We start from the raw sequence: 16,436 nt of genomic DNA on the forward strand, positions 1-16,436 counted from the left end.
ACCGCTTTCGCGAGCAAGCTCGCTCCCACATTGATGGGGCAGGATTTTGAGATTTGAGTAGGGCGGGCTCCTGTAGATGCCGCCCTTTTTTGTGCAAGAGCATTATGCAAAGCAGCAGCAACCTGTTTCCTGTCGCCCTGATCAGCGCCGAACGGCGCGGCGATCTGAGCGAAGACGTGTATCGACTGAAACCCGGCAACAGTCCCGACTGGTCCGTGGAAATCGCTGTGACCCGCTTGGGCATGGCTGATGACTCGGCGCCTCGCGGTGTGCCGGTGATTCTGCTGCACGGCAGTTTTTCCAATCGACGCTTCTGGTTTTCACCCAAAGGTCTGGGCCTGGGCGCCTATTTGACGCGTCTGGGTTTCGACGTGTGGATTCCGGAGATGCGCGGCCACGGTTTGTCGCAGCGCAACGAGGAATACCGGCGCAACCGTGTCGCCGACTATGCCCGTTACGACTTGCCGGCGATTGCCGCGTTTGTGCGTGAGCAGAGCGGCCAGGTTCCGCACTGGATCGGCCATTCGCTCGGCGGCATCACCCTGGCGGCTGCGCTTGGCGGTGAATACCTTGGCGACCCTGCCGTGGCATCGGCAGCGTTTTTCGGCACCCAGGTCAGCCGCACTTACTGGCCGCTGAAAATTCCGCCAGTGGAGTGGAGCGGGCGCTTTATTCTCAAGCGCTTCGCGCAGCTGTCGGGCTCGCGTCTCAAGCGTGGCCCGGAGGATGAGCCGATCGGTCTGGCGCTGGAAAGCATGCGCTGGTACGGCTTGTTCGGCCGTTTTGGCGACAAGGACAAGGATTGGTGGGCGGGGCTGGCCGATGTTCAAGTGCCAGTGCTGGCGGTGACTGCAGCAGGGGATCATCAGGATCCGGCCTGGGCTTGTCGCAAACTGTTCGAGCAGATCGGCTCGGAGCACAAGCAGTTCGTCAATCTGGGCCGCGAGCAGGGCTTCAACGATAATTTCGGCCATGTCGAGATGCTGGTGAGCAAAGCGGCGCAGACTGAGGTATGGCCATTGGTGGCGCGCTGGTTGAACGATCAGCACACGCCATTGCTGGGCGAGAAGCCGGATTTGGCTGCTGCGGTCTGAGATGGAGGCCCTTTAAAAGGGCATTTCGTTCGGGTCGGCTTGCGGCTAAGATATGACGAATTGTGCGGTTCTGGTCATATTCGGTGGCAGTTTAGCGATTACGTTTCAGCGTTTGTTCAGGTTCATTCAGCGAACATTCAATGAGCTAAGGTAAACAGCGACCAGCGGAACTCGTCTCTTCAGAACGCGGCATTCTTGATCGTCTTGCTTTTTACAGGAGTTTTTCGATGAACCATTACCTTACGCCTGACCTGTGCGACGCCTATCCGGAGCTGGTGCAGGTGCTGGAACCGATGTTCAGCAATTTCGGTGGCCGTGATTCATTCGGCGGCGAAATCGTGACCATCAAGTGTTTCGAAGACAACTCGCTGGTCAAGGAACAGGCTGAACTCAAGGGCAACGGCAAGGTATTGGTGGTTGATGGCGGCGGTTCGCTGCGCCGCGCGTTGCTGGGTGACATGATTGCCGAGAAAGCTGCAAAAAACGGCTGGGAAGGGCTGGTGATCTACGGTTGCATCCGTGACGTTGACGTCATTGCGCAGACCGACTTGGGCGTGCAGGCATTGGCCAGCCACCCGATGAAAACCGAAAAACGCGGCCTCGGCGACCTCAACGTCCCGGTGACCTTCGCCGGTGTGACGTTCCACCCGGGCCAGTACATTTATGCGGACAACAACGGCGTGATCGTTTCGCCGAGTCCGCTGAAGATGCCTGAATAAGCTTTCAACAAAGGGATGCGGATGTTCGAGGAAGAAAACGCGCAATGGGGGCTGGTGCATGCCCTGGTGCTGGACGGAAAAGGCGGTGCGCGTTCGATAGCCCGGACTGAGCTCGACGATTTGCAGTTGCAGGCCCATGAAAGCCTGTGGCTGCATTGGGATCGCAGCCATCCGCAAACCCAGACCTGGCTGCGCAAATCCAGCGGTCTCAATGAATTCACCTGCGATCTGCTGCTGGAAGAGAACACTCGACCGCGCCTGTTGCCGTTGCCGGATTCCGAGCTGCTGCTGTTTCTGCGTGGGGTCAATCTCAACCCGGGTGCGGAGCCGGAAGACATGGTCTCGGTGCGGATTTTCGCTTCCGCCCAACGGGTAATCTCGTTGCGTTTGCGCCCGTTGCGCGCTACCGATGAACTGTTGGTGCAATTGGCGGACGGCAAAGGCCCGAAAACGGCTTCTGAACTCATCCTTTACCTGGCGCAGTTCCTCACCAACAAGGTGCAGGATCTGGTCACTTGCCTCTCGGAAATCGCCGATGAGGAAGAAGAAAAGATGGATGCCGACGAACGGTATACTCCCGAGCATGGCGCCATTTTGCACATCCGCCGCAGGGCCGCCGGGCTGAAGCGTTTCCTTGCGCCGCAGCGGGATATTTTCGGGCAACTGACGCGGATAAAACTGCCGTGGTTTGTCGATGACGATGCCGATTACTGGAACGAGTTGAACAACAGCCTGACCCGCTATCTCGAAGAGCTCGAATTGACCCGAGAGCGCGTGGGGCTTGTGCTGGAGGCTGAAGACCGACGTTTGAGCGAGCGCATGAATCGTACGATGTACCGTTTCGGCATCATCACCTGCATCTTTTTGCCGATGAGTTTCATCACCGGTCTGCTGGGCATCAACGTCGGCGGAATTCCGTTCTCCAGCAGCCCTTATGGTTTCCTGATTGCCTGTTTGACGGTGCTCGCCCTGGCCTTCGGTCAGTGGTGGTTATTCCGTCGTTTGCGCTGGGTCTGAACATGGCGCATGTGACCCGACCAAATTTGCCCGCGTCTTTCACAGACATCACGAGAGGTGCGTATGCACGATCCGTTTGAACAGTCTTTGCGCGACATGCTCAACGCCTCGCCGTCCAGCCGCGACGACGATGCCTGTCTGGGCCGCGTACTCAAAACCGCCAACCGCCAGGTCGGCGCCGGTGATCTGTTCAGCCTGCTGGGCCGCTGGCTGCCCGCGCTGATGATCGCCCTGAATAACGGATCGGCCCATGTCTCGCCGGTTTCCCGTCTTCGTAAACCTACCGCTCGCACTGCTGATAAGGCTGATTGAATATGGAACTCGACCTCTGGACTCAGAGCCTCGTCACTGCAATGACTGCGTTGTGGACCAAAGTGGCCAACTTCATTCCGAACCTGTTCGGCGCACTGGTCGTGCTGCTGTTGGGCTTCGTCGTGGCCAAACTGCTCGATACCTTGCTGTCGAAACTGCTCGCCAAACTCGGCCTCGATCGCCTGATGGGCGGCACCGGTTTGACCAAATTGATGTCGCGAGCCGGGCTGCAAGTTCCGATCTCGACCCTGATCGGCAAAATCGTTTACTGGTTCGTTCTGCTGATTTTTCTTGTTTCTGCAGCAGAATCCCTTGGCCTTGAGCGAGTTTCAGCTACGCTGGATATGTTGGCGCTGTATTTGCCGAAAGTATTCGGCGCCGCGCTGGTGTTGCTGGTAGGTGTTTTGCTTGCACAACTGGCCAACGGGCTGGTGCGCGGGGCGGCGGAAGGCGTAGGCCTGGACTACGCTTCGGGACTTGGTCGGATAGCTCAGGGGCTGGTGATCATCATCAGCATTTCGGTTGCGATCAGTCAGCTTGAGGTCAAGACCGACCTGCTGAACCATGTGATTGTCATCGTTTTGATTACCGTTGGTCTGGCCGTTGCGCTGGCCATGGGTTTGGGAAGCCGGGAAATTGCCGGTCAGATTCTTGCGGGAATCTATGTGCGTGAGTTGTATCAGGTTGGGCAACAAGTGCGTGTTGGCGAGGTCGAAGGGCAGATCGAGGAGATCGGCACGGTGAAAACCACATTGCTGACCGATGAGGGTGAGCTAGTCTCTCTTTCCAATCGGATCCTGCTGGAACAGCATGTGAGTAGCCGCTAATCCGGCAAACCCTGCTAATGTATGCCGCCGCAAAATGCCAGCTGATGCTGGTTGCGGTGGACATTGACCTGACTGTCGGCACGACTTGTTTTGAATAAAGCCCAAACGCTATCCACGCGCTACGACCCCCGCGAGCTCTCTGATGAGGAGTTGGTCGCGCGCTCGCATACCGAGCTGTTCCACGTAACGCGCGCCTATGAAGAACTGATGCGGCGTTACCAGCGAACATTATTTAACGTTTGTGCGAGATATCTTGGGAACGATCGCGACGCAGACGATGTCTGTCAGGAAGTCATGTTAAAGGTGCTGTACGGCCTGAAGAACTTCGAGGGGAAATCGAAGTTCAAAACGTGGCTCTACAGCATCACGTACAACGAATGTATTACGCAGTATCGGAAGGAACGGCGAAAGCGTCGCTTGATGGACGCATTGAGTCTTGACCCCCTCGAGGAAGCGTCCGAAGAAAAGGCGCCGAAACCCGAGGAGAAGGGCGGGCTTGATCGCTGGCTGGTGTATGTGAACCCGATTGACCGCGAAATTCTGGTGCTACGATTTGTCGCAGAGCTGGAATTTCAGGAGATCGCAGACATCATGCACATGGGTTTGAGTGCGACAAAAATGCGTTACAAACGTGCTCTAGATAAATTGCGTGAGAAATTTGCAGGCATTGCTGAAACTTAGTTCAGCGCAAATATCTCTTACGTGTAGGCAAGTTCTGATAGACTTGCCGCCGAGTTGTCCCCCGGTTTGCGGGACTGCTTCACAATCACCAGATGGGGATTTAACGGATGAAACTGAAAAACACCTTGGGCTTGGCCATTGGTTCTCTGATTGCCGCCACTTCGTTCGGCGCTCTGGCACAAGGCCAAGGCGCAGTTGAAATCGAAGGCTTCGCAAAGAAAGAACAATTCGACAGCGCTCGTAACTTCAAGAACAACGGCAACCTGTTCGGCGGTTCGATCGGTTACTTCCTGACCGACGACGTTGAACTGCGTCTGGGCTACGACGAAGTGCACAACGTGCGTTCCGACGACGGTCGTAACATCAAGGGCGCTAACACCGCTCTGGACGCTCTGTACCACTTCAACAACCCAGGCGACATGCTGCGTCCATACGTATCGGCTGGTTTCTCCGATCAGAGCATCGGTCAGAACGGTTCCGGCGGTCGTGACCGCTCCACCTTCGCCAACCTGGGCGCTGGTGCCAAGCTGTACTTCACCGAGAACTTCTACGCCCGTGCTGGCGTTGAAGCTCAGTACAACATCGACCAGGGCGACACCGAGTGGGCTCCTAGCGTTGGTATCGGTGTGAACTTCGGTGGCGGCTCCAAGCCTGCTGCTGCTCCAGTTCCAGCACCAGCTGAAGTCTGCTCCGACAGCGACAACGATGGCGTTTGCGACAACGTTGACAAGTGCCCGGACACCCCAGCCAACGTAACTGTTGACGCTGACGGCTGCCCAGCAGTTGCTGAAGTTGTTCGTGTTGAGCTGGACGTTAAGTTCGACTTCGACAAGTCGGTTGTGAAGCCAAACAGCTACGGCGACATCAAGAACCTGGCTGACTTCATGAAGCAGTACCCATCCACCACCACTACTGTTGAAGGTCACACTGACTCCGTCGGTCCTGACGCTTACAACCAGAAACTGTCCGAGCGTCGTGCAAACGCCGTTAAGCAAGTTCTGACCAACCAGTACGGTGTTGAATCGTCCCGCGTTCAGTCTGTTGGCTACGGCGAATCCCGCCCAGTTGCTGACAACAAAACTGATGCTGGCCGCGCTGTAAACCGTCGCGTAGAAGCGCAGGTTGAAGCTCAAGCTAAGTAATTAGCTGCCGCTCTGAGAAAAGCCCGGCTTAGGCCGGGCTTTTCTTTGCCTGCGATTCGGGTTTAAAGGGTGCACGCAGATCCCATGTAGGAGCTGCCGCAGGCTGCGATCTTTTGCTCTTCAACAACAGCCGCCACCACCCCGATCACCAGAATCGCCGGGCTTTTCAATCCAAACGCACACGCATCATCACTCATACTCGCCAGATCACTCCGGCATTCCCGCTGCCCGGGCAATGACGCATTCTCGATCATCGCCACCGGCGTATTCGCCGTCATCCCGCCCGCCAGCAACTGATCGCGAATCTCTCCCAGCTTGGCAACACCCATATAAACCACCAGCGTCGTACCGCCCTGCGCCAGCGCCTGCCAGTTCAATTGGCTGTCGTCCTGCGTGTGCGCAGTCACCAGCGTCACCCCGCGCGCCACACCGCGCAACGTCAGCGGAATATCGCACTGCGTCGCCCCGGCCAGACCGGCGGTGATGCCATTGACTAACTCCACTTCGACGCCACGCTCACGCAGCCAATGCGCCTCTTCGCCCCCTCGGCCGAAAATGCACGGATCGCCACCCTTGAGCCGCACCACACACTTGCCATGGCGTGCATAGCGCAGCATCAACCGATGGATAAATGCCTGCGGCGTGGAACGGCAACCACCGCGTTTACCCACGGCAATGATGCGGGCGCCAGGGCAGTGTTCCAGCACCGCGTCATTGACCAGATCATCGATCAGCACCACATCGGCCTCGCGCAGGGCGCGCACCGCTTTGAGGGTCAGCAGTTCGGGATCACCAGGACCTGCACCCACCAGCCAGACTTTTGCATTCATGGTGTTTCCTCATCAGATGACGGCGACTGGCTGCACGTCGGCAGCCAGCAAGCGTTTTATTTCCGGGACACAGGAGCCGCATTGCGTGCCGCAGCCCAAGTTGTTTTTCAAACCTTGCAGATCCAGCCCTTGGCGAATGCCGGCGCAGACCGCGTTGAGGCTGACGTTCTTGCAGTTGCACAGGGTTTTATCCGCAGCGATCTGCGCCCCGGCACTGCCCGGCGGAGCACTCATCGGTGCCAGCAACCAGCGCCGCAGTTGTTCGTCCGCACGACCCTCCAGCCACAACCCTTGCAGCCAATGCCGTGCGAGGGTTTCGCCGGCCAGTCGGATCGAGGTGATCCGGCCGTTTTCAATGCGCACGCGCTTGCCGATGGCCCGACGTGGATCGTCGTAAGCCAGTACCGGGCCGTCGATCAGTGACAGGCATCGGTCGATTTCACTGAGCAATTGCGCATCCGGCGCCTCGCTGCTGGCTGCCCGTATCAGCAATGCCGATCGTTCACGTCCGACAAGGCTGAGACTCACGTAGGAAAATGCCTCACAGAGTGGTCGTAGGGCCTCGAAATGCCGTTGAACATCGCCTTCGATCAGTGCGAAAAGCTGCCACGGCAGACTCACCGGTTCCAGGCGCACGCCGCTGTGTTTCAGTTCCGGTTGTTTCGACAATGGATCAAAGGCCGGCAGGGTCAGGCTGTTCACACCACCCTTGAGAAAGCGGTCACCCCAGTGCATCGGCAGAAACGCTTGTCCCGGACGTACGCTGTCGTCGCTACCAACTGCGACGATCACTGCGCCGCGACGACTTTTAAGATTGACCAGGTCTCCCGGCTGCAAGCGATGCCGGCGCAGTTCGTCCGGGTGCAGGCTCAACACTGCTTCGCTGACATGCCCGAACAATTGCGCTGCCGTACCGGTGCGGCTCATACCGTGCCATTGATCACGCAGACGTCCAGTGATCAACGTCAGTGGAAAGCGTGCATCGCGCTGTTCTTTAGCGGCGCGATAAGGGTCTGCGATGAACTGAGCGCGTCCGTTGGCGGTTGGGAAAATCCCGTCCTCGTACAGTCGTGGTGTTCCTTGTCGTGCGCCGACAGGGAAGGGCCATTGCTGCGGTCCGATCTCGTCGATCAGCGCATGACTGATCCCGGACATATCCAGATCGCGGCCATGCGTCAGCCCTTTGAATTCATCGAACAACTGCGCGGGCTGAGTGAACGTGAACAGGCTTGGCTCGGCGGGGCGCAGACGTTTCTCCAGGCGTTGTGCGAAATCTACCGTGATCGCCCAGTCCGGCCGCGCTTCGCCCGGTGGGAGGATGGCTTTGCGCACGTGGGAAATACGCCGCTCGGAATTGGTCACCGAGCCTTCCTTCTCGCCCCAACTGGCGGCGGGTAGCAGGAGATCGGCGAACGCTGCGGTTTCGGTGGTGCGAAAGGCTTCTTGCAGAACCACAAACGGGCAAGCTTCCAGCGCCGAGCGCACCGCGTTCTGATCGGGCATCGATTGCGCAGGGTTGGTGCAGGCGATCCACAACGCCTTGATCTTGCCGCTGCGCACTTGCTCGAACAGTTCGATGGCGCTGAGCCCAGTGCTGTCCGGCAGTTGATCCATACCCCAATAAGCCGCCACTTCGGCGCGGTGTTCAGGGTTGGCGGCGTCACGATGCCCCGGCAACAGGTTCGACAAACTGCCGGTTTCGCGCCCGCCCATGGCATTTGGCTGACCGGTAAGGGAGAAAGGTCCTGCACCCGGACGGCCGATTTGTCCGGTGGCCAAGTGCAGATTGATCAGCGCGCTGTTCTTCGCGCTGCCAGCCGTAGACTGGTTCAGGCCCATGCACCACAGCGACAGAAAACTCGGCGAAGTGCCTACCCATTCGGCGCACTGCTGCAATTGCTCGACGCTGATGCCGCATAACTGCGAAACCATTTGCGGGGTGTAGTCGCGCACCAGACTCTTCAGTTCAGCAAGGCCTTCCGTGTGCGTTTTGACGAAATCGCGGTCGATCCAGTCTTCCCACAACAACAGATGCAAAATCCCATGGAACAAAGCGACATCGGTACCGGGCAGAATCGCCAGATGCAGATCAGCGAGATCGCAAGTGTCGGTGCGCCGTGGATCAATAACGATGACTTTCATCTGTGGGCGGCGGGACTTTGCCTCTTCCAGTCGACGGAAAAGTACCGGATGGGCGTAGGCCATGTTACTGCCGACAATCATCACGCAATCGCTGAGTTCCAGGTCCTCATAGCTACACGGTGGGGCGTCGGCGCCGAGGCTGCGCTTGTAGCCGACCACCGCCGACGACATGCACAGGCGTGAGTTACTGTCGATGTTGTTGGTCCCGACCAGTGCCCGTGCCAGCTTGTTGAAGGCGTAATAATCCTCGGTCAGCAACTGTCCGGAGATATAGAACGCCACGCTGTCGGGGCCGTGCTCGGCGATGGTCTCGGCGAACACGTTGGCGGCATGCTCCAGTGCAGTGTCCCAGTCTGTGCGGCTGCGCGCCAGGCCTTTGCCCAGACGCAGTTCCGGGTACTGCGCGCGAGCTGCAAGGTCGCCAGTCAGGTGCAGGGTCGAGCCTTTGCTGCACAGTTTGCCGAAGTTGGCCGGGTGCGCCGGATCGCCGCTGACGCCGAGGATGCGCTCGCCGTCATGCTCAATCAGCACGCCGCAGCCGACCCCGCAATAGCAGCAGGTCGAGGCGGTCGTCTGGCGGTTCATCAGATGGCGTCCCGCAGGGCCAGTTGCACACGACCGTTTTCGACCCGCGCCGGGTGATGGTGCGCGCAACCGATGTCCGGCGCCTGCGCTTCGCCAGATTCGAGGTCGATTTGCCAGTTGTGCAGCGGACAGGCCACGCGTTTGCCGTAGATCAAACCTTGTGACAACGGCCCACCCTTGTGTGGGCAGCGGTCGTCGAGGGCGAAAACCTCATCGTCGCTTGTACGAAAAATCGCAATGTCACCTTTCGGCCCGGCAATGATTCGCGAACCGAGGGCATTGATCTCGTCGAGAGCGCAGATATCCAGCCAGTTCATGCCGGCACCTCCAGATTTTTCACGGGAATCACGTCGAATTCTTTCTTCAGTTGCGGCTGCGCCAAGCGTTCTTTCCACGGATCCTGTTCGAACGACAGGGAGAATTGCAGGCGTTCGTTCAGCGCTTTGCGGCGCTCGGGGTCTTCCAGCACGGCTTTCTTGATGTGCTCCATGCCGACCCGTTGCAGGTAGTGCACGGTGCGTTCGAGGTAGAAGGCTTCTTCGCGATACAACTGCAGGAAGGCACCGTTGTATTCGCGCACTTCTTCGGCGGTTTTCAGCTTGACGAAGAATTCGGCAACTTCGGTTTTGATCCCGCCGTTGCCACCGATGTACATCTCCCAACCGGAATCGACGCCGATGATTCCTACATCTTTGATCCCCGCTTCCGAGCAGTTGCGTGGGCATCCGGAGACCGCCAGTTTCACTTTGTGCGGCGACCACATGTTGAACAGGTCGTGCTCAAGCTCGATGCCCAGTTGCGTCGAGTTCTGCGTGCCGAAGCGGCAAAACTCGCTGCCGACGCAGGTCTTCACGGTACGAATGGATTTGCCGTAGGCGTGGCCGGACGGCATGTCGAGATCTTTCCACACGCCGGGCAGATCCTGCTTTTTGATGCCAAGCAAGTCGATGCGCTGCCCGCCCGTGACCTTGACCATCGGCACCTGATACTTGTCAGCCACGTCGGCAATTCGCCGCAGTTCCGACGGATTGGTCACGCCGCCCCACATGCGTGGCACCACGGAATAGGTGCCGTCCTTCTGGATGTTGGCGTGAGCGCGTTCGTTGATCAGGCGCGATTGCGGATCGTCCTTGGCTTCGCCGGGCCAGGTGGAAATCAGGTAATAGTTGAGGGCCGGGCGGCACGTTGCGCAGCCGTTCGGCGTGCGCCAATTGAGGTAACTCAGGGTGCCGGCGATGGTCAGCAGATGTTGTTCGCGAATGGCTTGGCGGATCTGCCCGTGGTTTAGATCGCTGCAGCCGCAGATGGCTTTTTCGCTCTTCGGTTTGACGTCCGCCGCGCCGCCGACGGTGTTGATCAGGATCTGTTCGACCAACCCGGCGCACGAGCCGCAGGAGCTGGCAGCCTTGGTGTGTTTCTTCACCTCATCGACGCTGAACAGGCCGTGTTCCTGAATCGCTTTGACGATAGTGCCTTTGCACACACCGTTGCAGCCGCAGACTTCAGCGGTGTCGGCCATGACCATGGCTTTGTCCTGGCCCTGATGTCCTACATCGCCCAAGGCGTTTTCGCCGAACATCAGGTGATCGCGGATCTCGCCGATGGCGTGATTCTCACGAATCTGTCGGAAATACCAACCGCCATCTGCCGTATCGCCGTACAGACAGGCGCCGACCAGCACGTCATCCTTGATCACCAGTTTTTTGTAAACACCGCCGATGGGGTCGGAGAGGGTGATGGTTTCCGTACCTTCGCCTCCCATGAAGTCGCCAGCAGAAAACAGATCGATGCCGGTTACTTTCAGTTTGGTCGAGGTCACCGAACCCTGATAGCGGGCGAAACCCAACTGCGCGAGGTGGTTGGCGCAGACCTTGGCTTGTTCGAACAGCGGCGCGACCAGACCATAAGCAATGCCGCGATGGCTGGCGCACTCGCCGATGGCGTAGATGCGCGGATCGTAGGTTTGCAGGGTGTCGTTGACCAGGATGCCGCGATTGCACGGGATGCCGGCCTTTTCCGCGAGTTCGGTGTTGGGGCGAATGCCGGCGGCCATCACCACCAGATCGGCAGGGATGATGTCGCCGTTCTTGAATTGCACCGAGCCGACCCGGCCATTGCCGGCGTCGTGCAGGGCCTGGGTCTGTTCGCACAGACGGAAGTGAAGGCCGCGGGATTCGAGCGCGCTTTGCAACAGTTGGCCGCTGGTTTTGTCCAGTTGCCGTTCCAGCAGCCATTCGCCGATGTGCACCACGGTGACGTGCATGCCGCGCAGCATCAGGCCGTTGGCCGCTTCGAGACCGAGCAGGCCTCCACCGATGACCACCGCGTGCTTGTGGGTTTTCGCGGTGTCGATCATCGCCTGGGTGTCGGCGATGTCGCGGTAACCGATCACCCCGTGCAAGGTGTTGCCGGGGATTGGCAGGATGAACGGCGTCGAGCCAGTGGCGATCAGCAAGCGATCGTACTCGGCTTCGGTGCCGTCCTCGGCGATCACCCGGCGTTTGACCCGATCGATCTCCACGACTTTGCGGTTGAGCAACAACTTGATGTTGTTTTGCAGGTACCAGTCGAGGTCGTTGAGCACGATCTCTTCAAAGGTCTGCTCACCGGCCAGCACCGGTGATAGCAGAATGCGGTTGTAGTTGGTGTGCGGTTCGGCGCCGAAGACGGTGATGTCGTACAGTTCGTTGCTCAGCTTGAGCAGTTCTTCGAGGGTGCGGACCCCGGCCATGCCATTGCCGATCATCACCAGTTTGAGTTTTTTCATCAGGTTCTCCGGGGAGCTGCGGCTGGCCTCTTGTGGGCAGTCAGGCCTTGCTCGAGAAATTTTGCGCAAACAAAAAAAGGCGTCCCGCTAGTTGCCTAGCGAGGACGCCTTTGTCCTGGTCCCGTTCTCTCGGGAAGCGCAGCCTTCGTCGTTGAAGGTTGGGCTTTATGTGTGTGTTGGGAGAGGTAATGCAGTGGTTGTGCCAACTAAGGGAAGCGCGGTTTTATTGGGCTTTGTCAGCGCGCAAAAAATTTTTTTTGCACCGAATCGAAGCGGACTGCCCATTCGTGGAGCGTTCAAGCAGGAAGACTTGTGGTGATCAGGCGGGCGCCTTCGCGAGCAGGCTCGCTCCCACAGGGGATCTGTGTCGTTCACAAAATCCCTGTGGGAGCGAGCTTGCTCGCGAATGGCGCGATGCGGTTCAACTGTGAAACAACACAACCAGCAGCACCAGATTTCCCAGCAACGCCAACAACGCCATCGTCCTCCAAACCTTCAATGGCTCACGCTCCAGTAATGGCCGAGGCCGCACGCTCAAACTCCGCCGCTCGCCCTGTTCCAACACCAGCAACCACTCCTCAGCCGTTTCAAAGCGCAACTGCGGATCAGCCGCCACGCCACGCTCCAGACTCTGCGCCAGCCACTCCGGCAGATCCGGCCGATAACGACTGGCACTTACCGGCAGACCAAAGCGCGGCCGTTGAAACGCTTCGATCTCGCCATAAGGGAAATACCCGGTGAGCAGGAAATACAGGGTCACACCGACCGCGTACAAATCCTGCTGCACACTCGGTGGATCACCGCGAAACGCTTCCGGGGCGATGTAGCTCGGAGTCCCCGGTAAGGTCGAGGGCGCGTCTTCGGACAATCCCGGACAATACGCCAGGCCAAAATCCAGCAGACGCAGTTCACCGTCATCACTCCAATGCAGGTTTTCCGGTTTGATGTCGCGGTGCAGAATCTGCCGCCGATGCAAAAGCCCCACCGCGCGCAGCAGGCGCTCGGCGAAGTCCTGCCATTGCGTCAAAGATAGAGGCCCGAGTTGTGCCAGCGTCTTCCCCGAATATTCCCGCATCACGTAGTACAAATGCTGACGCTGCTGGCAGACATGGACCTCAGGAAAATGCCGGCCGGCTACGCGTTTGAGGAACCATTCCTCGGACAGCAGCGCCTGCCCTGCGTGAGGATCATCGGCGCTGCGCGACGGCAGGGTTTTCAGCAACCACGTCTGACCTTGCCCATCGACAACCCGATACAGCAGCGATTGCTGGCTCTGAGCGACAATGTCCAGCACCTGCCAGCCTTCGAACGACTGACCGGGTTTCAGCGGCGGCGGCAGTGGCCATTGCTGCAGATGAATCAGCGCATCGCCGATACTCGCCTCACCCAAAGCATCCACCCGCACCAGCAAAGCGCTGGCATTGTCCTGACTTCCCGCCAGATGCGCCGCGTTGACCAGCGTCTGTGCGGCACTGTGCAGATCCGGTTGATCACGCAGAATCGCGGCAATGGCGGTATCGCCCAGCGTCGACCAGACACCGTCGCTGAGCAGCACAAAGCTTTCGCCTTCACGCAGTTCGCCGTCGAGAAAATCCAGCACCAGATGCTGATCCAGTCCCAGCGCGCGTTTGAGCACATGCTGCATGCCCGGCTGATCCCAGACATGATCTTCAGAAATTCGCTGCAAATTATCGCCGTGCCAGCGATAAACCCGGCAATCGCCGACGTGGGCGAGGGTGAAGCGCCGACCGCGCATGACTAAAGTGCTGACCGTGGTGAGCAATGGTTGCCCACCGCCATTGGCCTGCAACCAGCGGTTTTGCGCGAGCAGCAATCGGTCCAACGCCTGCGCCACGCTCCAGGTTTCCGGCGTGGCGTAGTAGTCGAGCGCCAGGGCCTGCAAGGTCGAACGCGCGGCGAGCCCGCCATCGGCGCACTGGCTAACGCCGTCGGCGATGGCGAACAGATAACCCTTGCTCGCCGCCAACGCCGAAGCGGGCGTCACCAGACGCAAAGCGTCCTGATTCTCCGCACGCGGCCCGGTGGCGCTGGCTTCGGCAAAACTCAGTTGCAGGGCCATCGACGCTTCAGACCCGCGCCGCCGTCACTGCCGCCGAACCCCAAGTGGTTCTCCAGCGACGTTTGACGCCGTGCAGGCCAAACCATGCCAGCACGCCAAGGCTGGCAAACAACCACAACGCCAATTGATAGCTGCCGGTGCTTTGTTTGATCGCGCCCATGCCGGCCGCCAAGGCAAAACCGCCGATGCCGCCGGCCATGCCGATCAGCCCGGTCATCACGCCGATCTCCAGACGAAAACGTTGCGGCACCAGTTGGAACACCGCGCCGTTGCCGGCGCCCAGACCAAGCATGGTGCAGACGAAAAGTGCCAGTGCCGCGTAGGAACTTGGCAGGTTGAAACCGACCGCGGCGATGCAGACGGCCGCGACGGTGTACATCGCCAGCAGCGTGCGGATACCGCCAAAGCGATCAGCCAGGGCGCCGCCCAACGGCCGCATCAAACTGCCGCCGAACACGCAGGCGGCGGTGTAGTAACCGGCGGTTACCGGGCTCAAACCGTACTGATCGTTGAAATAGCCGGGCAGGGCGCTGGCCAGACCGATGAAGCCGCCGAAGGTGACGCTGTAGAAGAACATGAACCACCAGCTGTCACGGTCGCCCAGGGCTTTGAAGTAGTCGGCCATGGCTTTGGCTTTTGGCCGCTCAGGCGCGTTTTTCGCCAGCCAGGCAAACAATATCAACGTCAGGATCAATGGAATCAGAGCGAAACCGAATACATTGCTCCAGCCAAACGCAGCGGCCAGTACCGGCGCGAGCAGCGCGGCGAAAACAGTACCGGAGTTGCCCGCACCGGCGATGCCCATGGCTTTGCCCTGATGCTGCGGCGGATACCATTGCGACGCCAGTGGCAGGGCCACAGCGAAAGACGCGCCGGCCATGCCGAGGAACAGGCCGAGTATCAGCGCTTGTTCATAACTGTGGATGCCGAGTTTCCAGGCGCCGAACAAGGCGCAGATCACAATGACCTGACCGATCAGCCCGGCGGTTTTCGGCGACAGTCGATCAGCGAGCATGCCCATCCCGAAGCGCAGCACCGCACCGGCGAGGATCGGCGTGGCGACGACGAGGCCGCGTTGTTGCGTGGTCAGGTGCAGGTCGGCGGCAATCTGCACCGCCAGCGGGCCGAGCAGATACCAGACCATGAAGCTCAGGTCGAAATAGAGGAAGGCCGCGAACAATGTCGGGGTGTGGCCGGATTTCCAGAAGCTTGAATTCATCGCGCACCTCAGCTGAAAAGAGTCTCGAAAGGAGTCATGCAACAGCAGGTGGGGCGCCGCCACGGCCGCACCACCGGCCCCGGTCTGTGGGGCCAAAACGCAAAAACGCCGCTACCTGATTCGCCGGTTGGGCGAACGGGTGAGCGACGTCTTTGTCGTGGGTGGGGCAACCGCCGTTGGTTACCTGTGCGTTTACATAGCGAGATCTGTGCCAACAGCCGGAAAATCAAAAGCCCCTCACCCTAGCCCTCTCCCAGAGGGAGAGGGCTAGGGTGAGGTGTCTTGCGCCAAACATCGACCTGAAGGGCCGAGTCGATTATGGATTCACCGAAGATCGTTCAGGTCGGCGTATTACTGCGCCATCCCCCGATCAGTCCCCTCTCCCTCTGGGAGAGGGTTAGGGTGAGGGGCTCTTCAGCGGTGAGAACGCCTCAGCCAAGCAACTCACTCATGGCAATAATCTGCTCCGCCACCTGAATCAATTTCTGCTGCCGGCTCATCGCCTGGCGTCGCATCAAGGTGTAAGCCTCTTCCTCATTGCAATCCTTCATCTTCATCAATAACCCCTTGGCCAGCTCAATGCGCTTGCGCTCAGCCAATTGCTGATCACGCGCCTGTAACTGCGCACGCAACGCCTGATCACTCTCGAACCGGGCCATCGCCACATCGAGAATTGGCTGCAGACGCTGTGCGTGAATGCCTTCGACGATGTAGGCACTGACCCCGGACTTGATCGCCTGCCGCATCACGCCAGGGTCATGCTCATCGGTAAACATCACAATTGGCCGTGGCTGGTCGCGGCTGACCAGCACCACTTGTTCCATGACATCGCGGCTCGGTGACTCGGTATCGATCAGAATCACGTCCGGGCGCACCGTTTCGACGCGCGCGGGCAGGTCGATGGTCAGACCGGACTCGTCGATGACTTCGAAACCGGCTTCAGTCAGCGCGGCTTTCAGGCGACCGACTTTTTTCGCCGTGTCGTTGATCAGCAGAATGCGCAACATGTTCGCGGTCCCCT

At 59.1% G+C, this 16,436-nt stretch carries 14 protein-coding genes; 7 read left to right on the forward strand and 7 right to left on the reverse strand.

The features are described 5' to 3' along the window. Positions 1–104: 104 nt before the first annotated feature. The 7 genes from ACZ0A4_RS04215 (at position 105) to ACZ0A4_RS04245 (ending at position 5,792) form a co-directional block, all read left to right on the forward strand. Positions 105–1,094 carry an alpha/beta fold hydrolase gene (locus ACZ0A4_RS04215; protein ID WP_463573188.1) on the forward strand — a complete coding sequence of 330 codons (990 nt, stop codon included), beginning with the start codon at positions 105–107 and terminating at the stop codon, positions 1,092–1,094. A gap of 227 nt (positions 1,095–1,321) precedes the next feature. Further along, complete coding sequence (rraA, locus tag ACZ0A4_RS04220) at positions 1,322–1,813, forward strand: ribonuclease E activity regulator RraA (protein WP_463573189.1); 492 nt, start codon at positions 1,322–1,324, stop codon at positions 1,811–1,813. Positions 1,814–1,834: 21 nt separating this feature from the next. Continuing rightward, positions 1,835–2,830, forward strand: coding sequence for a zinc transporter ZntB (locus tag ACZ0A4_RS04225; RefSeq protein ID WP_077571829.1), 996 nt, complete (start codon positions 1,835–1,837; stop codon positions 2,828–2,830). A 63-nt stretch (positions 2,831–2,893) separates the two neighbouring features. Next, a complete protein-coding gene (locus ACZ0A4_RS04230; RefSeq protein ID WP_008076827.1) occupies positions 2,894–3,142 on the forward strand; it encodes a hypothetical protein in 249 nt (82 codons plus the stop codon). A 2-nt stretch (positions 3,143–3,144) separates the two neighbouring features. Further along, positions 3,145–3,969 (forward strand): mechanosensitive ion channel family protein, encoded by an 825-nt coding sequence (locus ACZ0A4_RS04235; protein WP_007916401.1) that lies wholly within the window; start codon positions 3,145–3,147, stop codon positions 3,967–3,969. A gap of 90 nt (positions 3,970–4,059) precedes the next feature. Further along, entirely contained in the window at positions 4,060–4,650 is a 591-nt protein-coding gene (gene sigX / locus ACZ0A4_RS04240) for an RNA polymerase sigma factor SigX (RefSeq protein WP_011333251.1), read from the forward strand. A gap of 107 nt (positions 4,651–4,757) precedes the next feature. Beyond that, positions 4,758–5,792 carry an OmpA family protein gene (locus tag ACZ0A4_RS04245; RefSeq protein WP_150751636.1) on the forward strand — a complete coding sequence of 345 codons (1,035 nt, stop codon included), beginning with the start codon at positions 4,758–4,760 and terminating at the stop codon, positions 5,790–5,792. A gap of 62 nt (positions 5,793–5,854) precedes the next feature. Here ACZ0A4_RS04245 and cobA read toward each other — a convergent pair whose 3' ends face one another. The 7 genes from cobA to ACZ0A4_RS04280 form a co-directional block, all read right to left on the reverse strand. Further along, on the reverse strand, positions 5,855–6,622 hold the full coding sequence (cobA, locus tag ACZ0A4_RS04250; protein WP_463573191.1) for a uroporphyrinogen-III C-methyltransferase: 768 nt from the start codon (positions 6,620–6,622) through the stop codon (positions 5,855–5,857). A gap of 12 nt (positions 6,623–6,634) precedes the next feature. After that, the gene (locus tag ACZ0A4_RS04255; protein ID WP_463573192.1) at positions 6,635–9,349 is read right to left on the reverse strand and encodes a nitrate reductase; all 2,715 of its coding nucleotides are present in this window, start codon (positions 9,347–9,349) and stop codon (positions 6,635–6,637) included. Next, the gene (gene nirD / locus ACZ0A4_RS04260) at positions 9,349–9,666 is read right to left on the reverse strand and encodes a nitrite reductase small subunit NirD (RefSeq protein WP_016985592.1); all 318 of its coding nucleotides are present in this window, start codon (positions 9,664–9,666) and stop codon (positions 9,349–9,351) included. The genes ACZ0A4_RS04255 and nirD overlap by 1 nt, the downstream gene beginning before the upstream one ends. After that, positions 9,663–12,116 carry a nitrite reductase large subunit NirB gene (gene nirB, locus ACZ0A4_RS04265; protein WP_463573193.1) on the reverse strand — a complete coding sequence of 818 codons (2,454 nt, stop codon included), beginning with the start codon at positions 12,114–12,116 and terminating at the stop codon, positions 9,663–9,665. Before nirB ends, nirD begins: the two co-directional genes overlap by 4 nt. Before the next feature lie 421 nt (positions 12,117–12,537). Next, positions 12,538–14,196, reverse strand: a complete 1,659-nt coding sequence (locus tag ACZ0A4_RS04270; RefSeq protein WP_463573195.1) for a protein kinase domain-containing protein — start codon at positions 14,194–14,196, stop codon at positions 12,538–12,540. A gap of 7 nt (positions 14,197–14,203) precedes the next feature. Then, positions 14,204–15,415: a nitrate/nitrite transporter gene (locus ACZ0A4_RS04275; RefSeq protein WP_463573197.1), complete on the reverse strand. Its 1,212-nt coding sequence runs from the start codon at positions 15,413–15,415 to the stop codon at positions 14,204–14,206. Positions 15,416–15,846: 431 nt separating this feature from the next. Beyond that, positions 15,847–16,422 carry an ANTAR domain-containing response regulator gene (locus ACZ0A4_RS04280; protein WP_007916390.1) on the reverse strand — a complete coding sequence of 192 codons (576 nt, stop codon included), beginning with the start codon at positions 16,420–16,422 and terminating at the stop codon, positions 15,847–15,849. Between the last annotated feature and the right edge of the window lie 14 nt (positions 16,423–16,436).

This window comes from Pseudomonas sp. AC172 (assembly GCF_979258595.1).